We start from the raw sequence: 9,050 nt of genomic DNA, 5'->3' as shown, positions 1-9,050 counted from the left end.
ATACAAAAGCACCCTAATTGAACAACTCCAAGGCGGTAGCGAAACTAATATAAAGCCGTCCTATAAGGACGGGGTTTCTACCCAATTTTTCTGATGAGTTCAGAGCATTGGAGGGGAGGGGTCCGGGAGAATATACCGTTCGACTCGAGGGTAAGGAAAATCGGCAACGCAAAAACCCGATTGGTATTTGCCCTTGTATTTGCTCTTAGAGAATAAATGACCCAATCTGTTAGTTTTTCAGTTGTTAAAAATAAGGAGTCAGTATGAAAATTGCGATCGCAAGGGAAGCAATCGAGATCGGCGAGCGTCGGGTTGCCTCGATCCCCGATGTTGTTGCTCGGTTTATTCAGCAAGGCTGGGAGGTCTGGGTGGAAGCGGGAGCCGGGGAAGGCTCTTATTTTAGCGATGATGACTATCGTGCGGCGGGCGCTACTGTAGAGGGCGATCGCGGTAAAGTTTGGGGAGAAGCGGATTTACTCTTAAAGGTTGCTCCTCCTCAAGACCATGAAATCGAATCTTTGCGACACGGCGGCGCGATCGTTTCTCTCCTCAATCCTTTAGGGAAGCCAGAAACCATTCAGGCTCTCGCACAACGGCAAATCACGGCTTTTGGGATGGAATTGATCCCCCGCACCAGTCGCGCCCAAAGCATGGATGTTCTCTCCTCTCAAGCCAGTTTAGCTGGTTATAAAGCCGTTTTGCTGGCCGCTGCCGCCCTGCCCAAGTTTTTCCCCATGTTGACTACTGCTGCCGGAACCATTCGCCCAGCGAAAGTGTTTGTGATGGGGGCAGGAGTTGCTGGTTTGCAGGCGATCGCCACCGCACGACGTTTAGGGGCAGTTGTAGAAGCCTTTGACATTCGCCCGGCGGTGAAGGAAGAAGTACAAAGTTTGGGGGCAAAATTTGTTGAGGTCGTCCTCGATGAAGATACTGTTGCGGAAGGCGGTTACGCCAAAGAAGTGTCCCAAGCGGCCAAAGAGAAAACCCAGCAAGTGATGACGGAAAGGGTAGCTAATGCCGATGTTGTCATTACCACAGCACAGGTTCCCGGTAAAATAGCTCCGACTCTGGTAACAGCAGAAATGGCCGCTAAGATGAAACCTGGTTCCGTTCTCGTCGATCTGGCGGCAGAACAAGGTGGAAATTGTGAGGTCACTGAAGCCGGAAAAAATATTAATTATCATGGCGCGACCATCATGGGACCGACGGATATTACCTCCTCAATGTCCGTTCACGCCAGTCAACTTTATGCCAAAAATGTCGCCACTTTGTTGAAATTGTTGGTACAAGAAGGGGCATTAAATCTCGATTTTAGCGACGATATCATCGATCGCACCTGCGTCACCCATGCTGGCGAAATTCGCAACGATCGCGTTAAAGCGGCTCTAGGCATGGAAAGCGTCAAAGTTTAAACACTAATTATCAATTACCAATTAGGAGATTATTGATGAGTGGAGCAACGTTAATTACTTGTTTGTTTGTGTTTGTTTTGTCTTCGTTTGTTGGGTTTGAGTTGATTAATAAAGTTCCTCCAACCCTACATACTCCCTTAATGTCTGGGGCAAACGCGATTTCTGGAATTGCCGTTTTAGGTGCGATTTTAGTCTCTGGTTCGGAAGATTTAACCCTGAGCGTCATTTTGGGGTTTGTCGCCGTTGTTTTGGCAACCATTAATGTTGTCGGCGGTTTCTTGGTCACGGATCGGATGTTGCTCATGTTCAAAAAGAAGGAAGTTAAAGCATGAATATTGATGAATTTTTGCCCAGTGGTATTCAGTTGAGCTATTTGGTAGCCGCTTCTTTGTTTATTTTGGGTTTGAAAAAGTTGGGTTCCCCGGCTACAGCCAGACAGGGGAATCAATCTGCGGCTATTGGGATGTTACTGGCGGTGGTGGCAACGATGCTCGATCGCCAAGTTTTGAGCTATGAAGTGATTCTGATCGGTATTGCGATCGGTTCTGCCATCGGCGCGATCGCGGCCTATAAAGTGGAAATGACGGCAATGCCCCAAATGGTGGGGATTTTTAATGGTTTGGGGGGTGCTGCCTCGGCTTTGGTGGCGATCGCAGAATTTTGGCGCGTCCTCAATGCGGGGGAATTCCTCTCGGTTACTTCTCTCGTTACCATTCTTCTCGGCATTCTCATCGGCGGTATCACCCTCACCGGGAGTTTTGTCGCCTTTGCCAAGTTACAAGGCATCATGCCAGGAGCCCCGATTCAATTCCCCCTGCAACAAGTTTTTAACGCCATCATCCTCATTGGTTTTCTCGCAGGAAGCGGTTATTTTCTCTTTGTACCGGGAAATCTGCCTGTTTTCTTCGGATTAGTTGGCGTGTCTTTGTTACTGGGGATTCTCTTCGTCATCCCCATCGGTGGCGGTGATATGCCAGTAGTGATTTCTCTCTTGAACTCCTACTCCGGTTTAGCGGCGGCGGCGGCGGGTTTTGTCGTCAACAACAATATGTTGATTATTGCCGGGGCTTTGGTGGGAGCATCGGGGATTATCCTCACTAATGTTATGTGTAAGGGGATGAACCGTTCTTTAGCGAATGTTCTCTTTGCTGCTTTTGGTTCTGAGGCGGCTGCAAGCGGTAGCAGTGCGGCGGGACAAAGCCTCGGAACTATGAAGAGTATTGACTCGGAAGAAGGGGCGATGATGTTGGGTTATGCCCGTTCTATTGCGATCGTACCCGGTTACGGTATGGCGGTGGCTCAAGCACAGCACGCAGTACGAGAATTGGCGGATCAGTTGGAAAGCATGGGAGTTGAGGTCAAATATGCTATTCACCCGGTTGCGGGACGGATGCCAGGACACATGAACGTCCTGTTAGCTGAAGCCAATGTTCCTTATACCCAGCTTTACGATATGGAGGACATTAATCCTCAATTCGATCAAACTGATGTAGCTTTGGTGATTGGTGCGAATGATGTGGTTAACCCGGCTGCCCGTCACGATAAAGGCAGTCCTATCTATGGAATGCCCATCTTAGAAGTAGATAAAGCCAAACATACTATCGTGATTAAACGCGGTATGGGAACGGGTTTTTCGGGGGTTCAAAATGAACTCTTTTTCCAAGATAAAACCATGATGTTATTTGGTAGCGCTAAGGATGTCGTCGCGCAACTTGCAGCAGAAGTGAAGCAGTTGTAAGCGCGATCGCAATTTTGGAATTGTATCTGTAGGGACGCAAGATTTTGCGTCCCTACATTTATTTCAATTTTCTTCAGGAGATTTTAATTTATTATGAGCGATATATCTGCTTTTCCCGAACCTAAAGTCATTGAGAAAACTATCAGAAATTTGCGGTCTGTTAGTTATCAGCTTGATGCTTTAACAATGAATCTTGATGAATTAATTGCAATGGTTGAAGAGGATATTCGGAGGAATCCAGTTAATACCTACCGTCGAGAAAAAATGCAGCAAGTTCTCAAATGAAAATAAACTTTTGCGATTAAATTTTTCAAATCCTCATCGCAGTAGGAATATAAATGAATTAAGGTTTAGGGATTGGTTGAATGCCAATCTTTATCTGTAAATGCTTCTAATTCTTCAGGTGGTAAATGTTTGATAGCCTCAAGCAAGTCATTTTCAGAAAGTTGAGCTTGTAGGTTAATGGTTGGCATGGGTTTTGTTGGGTTGGGAACAATGCGATCGCTTTTTTCTAGATTATACAATTTAAGGCTTGGTGGTTGTTTGAATGCCAATCTTTAACCCTAAAACATCCAGCCAGTTAATTAAATTATAAATAACTAAACTTCCTTTTGAATTGGCATTCTATCTTCTTGTTCTATCGCACAAGACAGAATCAGTATTTTTTCTCTCACTCGAGTGGCAGTTGCTTCATCCAGTTTGCGTAAAAACTGTAGCGCACTTTTTCTAAAGTTTATTTCCATTTTTGACCCAATCTGTCATATCGATAAATTCTTCTTCATTATCCGTCGGCGTACCGCATTGGCGATCGATCTCGTTTTGTTCTTCATCGTCAACATAAGGAATTAAAGTTGTTTTAGGAAGCCATTGTTCTTCTTGGAGAACTTCTCTAATACTTTCCTTGATGAGTTCTTTTAAGGTTTGTTTATCGATATTGTAGAAAAATGTCATTGTTGATTTTCCTGTTTGGTAATTCTTTATTATACAATGCGCCCGATCGCGCACCAATTTTTTGAGACTTTTGGCAATCATAATTTACCAGATTCGAGAGATTTCATCCGAACGGAAATCCCTAAATCTGCGATAAGTGCTTCGAGGGATGTCTGACGCAGTTGTGCTAATTGTAAAAGCGCATTCATTCGTTCTGCATGAATTGTCTCAATGCGATCGCTCAATTCAATTAAGATTAGATATTCTTCTTCAGTTAGGGTTTCTTCTTGGCGTTTTTGCACGAGTTCTCTATATTTCAAGGTTTCGCGATCGCTTGGCGATCGGTTGACAATTGAAAATAATTCGGACTCTTTTTGAGATAAATTGGGAGCATACTGTTGGGCGCGGAGTGCTAATACTTTGTCTGTAAATGCTTCTAATGCTTCAGGTGGTAACTGTTTTATCGCCTCAAGCAAGTCATTTTCAGAAAGTTGAGCTTGTAGGTTAATGGTTGGCATGGGTTTTGTTGGGGTGAGAGTATGTCAAGGTGTATCTAGAATTCGATCTGCTTCCTCTTGTTGTCGAATAGCTTCGGCAATTTCTTCGGGATAGGCTACAGCATAAGCCCAGGCATTGACAAGATTGGCCGCATTCAGTTGAGGATATGCTTCTAAAATGCCAGCATCGTTGAGTCCTTGCTGACGATAACTTGCTAACAGCCAGATTGGAATTCGAGTCCCAGAAATACAAGAGTCTCCCCCCATGACGTTTGAAGTTTTAGAAATACCACACCAGTTTGCATCGATGCTTTGGGTTAGAAGCTGAATGATTTCTGCTTTTTCGATTGGAGTTAAATTGAGAAGTTGTTTCTCTAGGTTCTGCACTATCATTTTATATCGTCACCACAATCAGAATAATAGCTTAATTATGAGCAATCACATTCATTATCTCATGGAACCGCAACAACCGGATGATCTTCCTAAGATTATGAACTTGTCTGCGCCATCCCACGCGATCGCCGAACTTTTGCCAAATTTCCTCATCATATTCTCGCGTCCCTCCCAAACTTTTAGATACGATGAAAAAGATTTTAAACTATATCATCTACATTTTCCAGTTCCCCTGCAATTAAATTTTGTAAGTCTTCATCACAGTGAGTGTGTAAATGAATTGTTGCAGCCAACAATTCTGCTAATATTTCTACTTTTTGTTTGTCAGTCAAATGAGCTAATTGCAGTTGATTGGTAAGTGTAATAACATTTTGACATTCTTGATCTAATTCAACAATAAGTTGATTTAAAGTTGGATCGCTTGTAGCAATTTTAGCTTTTTCTTTGAGTTGCATTATTGTCTCCCTAATCGTTTTAAGGCTTGTTGGATTCCTTTGTATCATTATGCGATCGTAGGGGCGCAATGCTTGCGCCCTTGTTGTTTATCTTTTACTATTTCCTAATGTCACGACTAAACCGAGATTTTAAAACGAGACACTCCTATCATATTACTGTGCGCTGCAATAATCGCGATTTTCGGCTCACTTCTTTGGACTGTCGCAAGGTGCTACTTTACACGATTCAAAAAGCTATCGAAAAATATGATTTTAAACTCTATGCTCTGTGCATTATGAGCAATCACATTCATTATCTCATGGAACCGCAACAACCGGACGATCTTCCTAAGATTATGCACTTGTTAAATTGGTATTCTGCCATGTGTTTTAATCGAATGTTGAATCGCACGGGGCATTTTTGGGAAAAACGCTATCATGCTACGGGTTTTCCTCATACTGACAAAAAACGTGCTTTAAATACGTTACGGTATATTCACGCGAACCCAAAAGCGGCAGGAATGCAGCAGGGAATGTTTTATGATTTCTCCAATTATGGGGTTTATGACCGCTTGGGGGATGATGGTTTAACAACTTGGCATCCGGCGTTTTTGGCGTTAGGAGAAACTCTGGAGGAATGTGCGGCAAAATATCGCGGGTTTTGCAAGAAATATAGATCGCAACCGAAGAAGGAAAGGCGCAACCATTGGGGAAAAAATGTGCTAAAGGGGTTAAAGAAATCGGGAAAAGGGAAAAAGAAAACCCCGCCTGGACAGTTGGGTTTACCTTGGGATACTCGGGAGTTTGTAAACCCGGAGGTGGAAGCAGTAGCGGAAAAGTTCATTTTTGCAAATTGCTATAACCCCAAGGTGGCGGGAAATATACTACGGCGGGAAGGTTGTAGTACGAGTAGAGTGAAGTCGGCGGAACAGTTGGAACTGAGGGCGGTGACAGGTAACGAAAAGCTAGAACCCGCAAGGGTTTCGAGAAAAATGACCCTGTTACAAATCGTTATAGAATTCTGTAAGCGTTATATGTTACATTCTACAAGTCTCGACGCGAGAAAAGAGAACCAAACAAACTCAAACACACCCCCCAACCACCACACATTCCACCCAACCAAACCACCGGGAGGTGTCCTTGCACCCAACCAAACCACCGGGAGGTGTCCTTGGGGTGCTTTGGAAGTGAAAGTTCCATTTGTGTAATACAAACTACCAGCTTCCCCTCTGCGCCATCCCACGCGATCGCCGAACTTCGTCCAAATTTCCTTATCATATTCTCGCGTCCCTCCCAAACTCTGGTAAATGTGCTTCTGTACTGAAAAACCGAAGCGTCCCTTGCTGTATTTTACCCAGAGTTGGTCAATCGCCCGCAAATCCTCACAGGGAAAATTGTCGATACTTTCATCATCCAACCATCCCTCCTTCTCTCGTCCCGCCACCTGACACATTACCCTTGCTGTCTCCCCATCCGCTTCTTGCCATTTTCCCCCCTTTAGCAGCGCCTCTAACCGTTGATAGCGGGGTGGTGTGACTTCTTTTTCCTCCAACAATCTCAAGTTTAAAGATGGGGGGGTCAGGTAAGGAGACGAATTGAGAAACGAGGTAAAAGGCGAGTTAAACGTTAACTCAATTTTCTCCTGTAAATCATCTAAAACGGCTTCTACCGACTGATAGCGTTCCGATAGAGCATCTTGCACCATCTTATCCAAAACACGACCTAATTGTTCATCTTCTAAACTTCCTGTCGGTAAAGCATCACGCCATAAACAACCCCCAGAATTAGGATCGAATAAGCGATCCGGAGTTTGACCTGTCAAGAGAACTAAACTCGTCACCCCTAAACTATACAGATCGCTAGCAGGATAGACCCTTCCTCGCATTTGCTCAATGGGAGCATATCCTACCGTCCCAATGCCATAATTGGCGTATTGCTGCATCAGAGTCGTAACAATGGGTTTAGCAATGCCAAAATCAATTAAAACCACTTTGCGATCGCCTCGTCTGCGAAGAATATTTTCTGGCTTAATATCTCGATGAATAACCCGCTTTTCATGCACAAATTTGAGAATCTTTAATAAATCCTCCAAAAAGTCTCGAACTTGGCTTTCGCTGAGACTGCCATTTTGCTCTAATTCTGCTTGTAACGTCTGACCCTCAATGAATTCTTGTACCAAATATTGACGATTATCTGAAGTAAAATAAGCAAATAACTCCGGAATTTGCGGATGTTTTCCCAATGCTTCTAATTGTCTTGCTTCCCGAGAAAACAATTCTGAGGCTTTTTGTATACTTTCTGTCCCCTGTGCTTGGGGGAGAAACTGTTTAATCACACAAGGGGGTTTTGAAGGTTTATCTTCGTCTACCGCTAAAAAAGTGCGACCAAACCCCCCTTGTCCTAAAATACGCTTTGCCCAGTAGCGTTCTCGTAATCGTAGCTTATCACCGCATTTCCGGCAAAATTGGGCATTCTTTGAGTTAGTTTGCAGACAATCAGGATTAAGACATTGGGACATTGCTCGACTGGGGAGGAATTTGCGATGGATGTGAGATAATAAAGCTAGTTTACTATAAATTTAGAATCGTGACCATTATGCAGATGTGGCTAAATCCGTTGTTCCATAACCAGTATAAGGTCTCTGGTAAGGTGGCAGCAACCCGATAATAATATCCTCTTTAGGAACTCCCATATTAACCAATTCTTCGGCAATATCCACCTCAGTCATATTGCGCTGAATCCAAATTTTTCCTATTTTTATATCCAGATGAATAAAACAAGCATAAATTCGTTCGTGATCTTGCCAACCGACATCTAATAAGAGATAGCGATCGCGTTCTTTATCAAAAATCAATTGATTCTCTATGTCAGGATTTTCTTGTTCTTTAAAAATTTCTGCGGTTAGAAATTTGCAAATACATTCACGATAAAATTCTAATCTTTCCATTGTGTAATAACCTCCTTGGATGGATCGTAAATAATGAGTTTAAGTTGATAGAATTGAACAGCTTCTTGAATGAATCTTTCTTGAAAAAAAGAGTTAAATGTATTTAATGGTACAGCTAAATATAAGATTCTCTCGATATCGGTCATTTGCAAAGCAAGTCTATAGTTCAAAAATTGACCCAAGGCTGCATGAAAATCTGTGAGACTTGAATTACTTAAGAAACTTTTGATTTCAACGGCAATTTTTCGTTCTCCTTTCTCAGCCGCTAACATTTTATCTGCACCCAAATCGATTTCAAAATGTACTTTGTCAATCTTAACTCTGAGGGGATCGGCTGTAATGTTCCAGTGTTCCTTCTGTAGAGCTTGTTTAACAGCATCATGAAATAAGTCTTTTGCAGCCATTTTTTCTTTTTTATCTCTCCTCTTCTCATTTTAGTTTAACATTATCGCATTTAATCAATTTGCTGCTTTTTCAGGAGACTTTAAAAATTTGATGAGATAAGTATAATAGCTTTCCGTTGTATAATCTCCTAAATTTCCCAAACTCACGCGATCGAACCTCAATCTCATTGTAGGGGTGTTATGCTTGCACCCTCAACGCGATCGGGGTTAATTTGGAGACAATTGGGATTGAGGTATTGAGACGACATTGTTAGACGGGAGAGGATTTATGACTGATGTGGGATGATAATGTTAG

At 43.0% G+C, this 9,050-nt stretch carries 12 protein-coding genes and 1 pseudogene; 5 read left to right on the top strand and 8 right to left on the bottom strand.

Translation table 11 applies throughout. From position 1 onward, the window contains the following. The first annotated feature begins 263 nt into the window (after positions 1 to 263). The 4 genes from JUI58_RS20335 to JUI58_RS20320 all read left to right on the top strand — a co-directional run bounded on the left by JUI58_RS20335 (position 264) and on the right by JUI58_RS20320 (position 3,435). On the top strand, positions 264 to 1,412 hold the full coding sequence (locus JUI58_RS20335) for a Re/Si-specific NAD(P)(+) transhydrogenase subunit alpha (protein WP_204105639.1): 1,149 nt from the start codon (positions 264 to 266) through the stop codon (positions 1,410 to 1,412). Positions 1,413 to 1,447: 35 nt separating this feature from the next. Continuing rightward, complete coding sequence (locus tag JUI58_RS20330; RefSeq protein ID WP_204105638.1) at positions 1,448 to 1,744, top strand: NAD(P) transhydrogenase subunit alpha; 297 nt, start codon at positions 1,448 to 1,450, stop codon at positions 1,742 to 1,744. 2 nt (positions 1,745 to 1,746) lie between these two features. Next, a complete protein-coding gene (locus JUI58_RS20325; RefSeq protein WP_348539936.1) occupies positions 1,747 to 3,150 on the top strand; it encodes an NAD(P)(+) transhydrogenase (Re/Si-specific) subunit beta in 1,404 nt (467 codons plus the stop codon). Between the two features lie 93 nt (positions 3,151 to 3,243). Then, positions 3,244 to 3,435 carry a hypothetical protein gene (locus JUI58_RS20320; protein ID WP_204105636.1) on the top strand — a complete coding sequence of 64 codons (192 nt, stop codon included), beginning with the start codon at positions 3,244 to 3,246 and terminating at the stop codon, positions 3,433 to 3,435. 65 nt (positions 3,436 to 3,500) lie between these two features. Here the strand turns inward: JUI58_RS20320 and JUI58_RS20315 are convergent, their stop codons facing one another. From JUI58_RS20315 to JUI58_RS20295, 5 genes are all read right to left on the bottom strand, one after another. Then, positions 3,501 to 3,674, bottom strand: a complete 174-nt coding sequence (locus JUI58_RS20315; protein WP_204105635.1) for a hypothetical protein — start codon at positions 3,672 to 3,674, stop codon at positions 3,501 to 3,503. 202 nt (positions 3,675 to 3,876) lie between these two features. Next, a complete protein-coding gene (locus tag JUI58_RS20310) occupies positions 3,877 to 4,101 on the bottom strand; it encodes a hypothetical protein (RefSeq protein WP_204105634.1) in 225 nt (74 codons plus the stop codon). Between the two features lie 77 nt (positions 4,102 to 4,178). Continuing rightward, positions 4,179 to 4,598 carry a hypothetical protein gene (locus JUI58_RS20305; RefSeq protein ID WP_204105633.1) on the bottom strand — a complete coding sequence of 140 codons (420 nt, stop codon included), beginning with the start codon at positions 4,596 to 4,598 and terminating at the stop codon, positions 4,179 to 4,181. Between the two features lie 24 nt (positions 4,599 to 4,622). Next, the gene (locus JUI58_RS20300; RefSeq protein WP_204105632.1) at positions 4,623 to 4,970 is read right to left on the bottom strand and encodes a DUF433 domain-containing protein; all 348 of its coding nucleotides are present in this window, start codon (positions 4,968 to 4,970) and stop codon (positions 4,623 to 4,625) included. Between the two features lie 200 nt (positions 4,971 to 5,170). After that, positions 5,171 to 5,425 carry a hypothetical protein gene (locus JUI58_RS20295; RefSeq protein ID WP_204105631.1) on the bottom strand — a complete coding sequence of 85 codons (255 nt, stop codon included), beginning with the start codon at positions 5,423 to 5,425 and terminating at the stop codon, positions 5,171 to 5,173. 107 nt (positions 5,426 to 5,532) lie between these two features. Here JUI58_RS20295 and JUI58_RS27875 point away from each other — a divergent pair. After that, positions 5,533 to 6,291, top strand: a pseudogene (locus tag JUI58_RS27875) (transposase); the annotation flags it as partial. Positions 6,292 to 6,434: 143 nt separating this feature from the next. Here JUI58_RS27875 and JUI58_RS20290 read toward each other — a convergent pair. From JUI58_RS20290 to JUI58_RS20280, 3 genes are all read right to left on the bottom strand, one after another. After that, complete coding sequence (locus tag JUI58_RS20290; protein WP_204105630.1) at positions 6,435 to 7,922, bottom strand: serine/threonine-protein kinase; 1,488 nt, start codon at positions 7,920 to 7,922, stop codon at positions 6,435 to 6,437. Between the two features lie 75 nt (positions 7,923 to 7,997). Continuing rightward, the gene (locus JUI58_RS20285) at positions 7,998 to 8,351 is read right to left on the bottom strand and encodes a XisI protein (RefSeq protein ID WP_204105629.1); all 354 of its coding nucleotides are present in this window, start codon (positions 8,349 to 8,351) and stop codon (positions 7,998 to 8,000) included. Continuing rightward, positions 8,339 to 8,755, bottom strand: a complete 417-nt coding sequence (locus JUI58_RS20280) for an element excision factor XisH family protein (protein ID WP_204105628.1) — start codon at positions 8,753 to 8,755, stop codon at positions 8,339 to 8,341. The genes JUI58_RS20285 and JUI58_RS20280 overlap by 13 nt, the downstream gene beginning before the upstream one ends. Positions 8,756 to 9,050: the final 295 nt, after the last annotated feature.

It is taken from the genome of Spirulina sp. CCY15215 (genome assembly GCF_016888125.1).
GTDB lineage: Bacteria > Cyanobacteriota > Cyanobacteriia > Cyanobacteriales > Spirulinaceae > CCY15215.
Note: the sequence above shows the minus strand (reverse complement) of the source record. Positions and strands in the feature narration are given on the sequence as shown.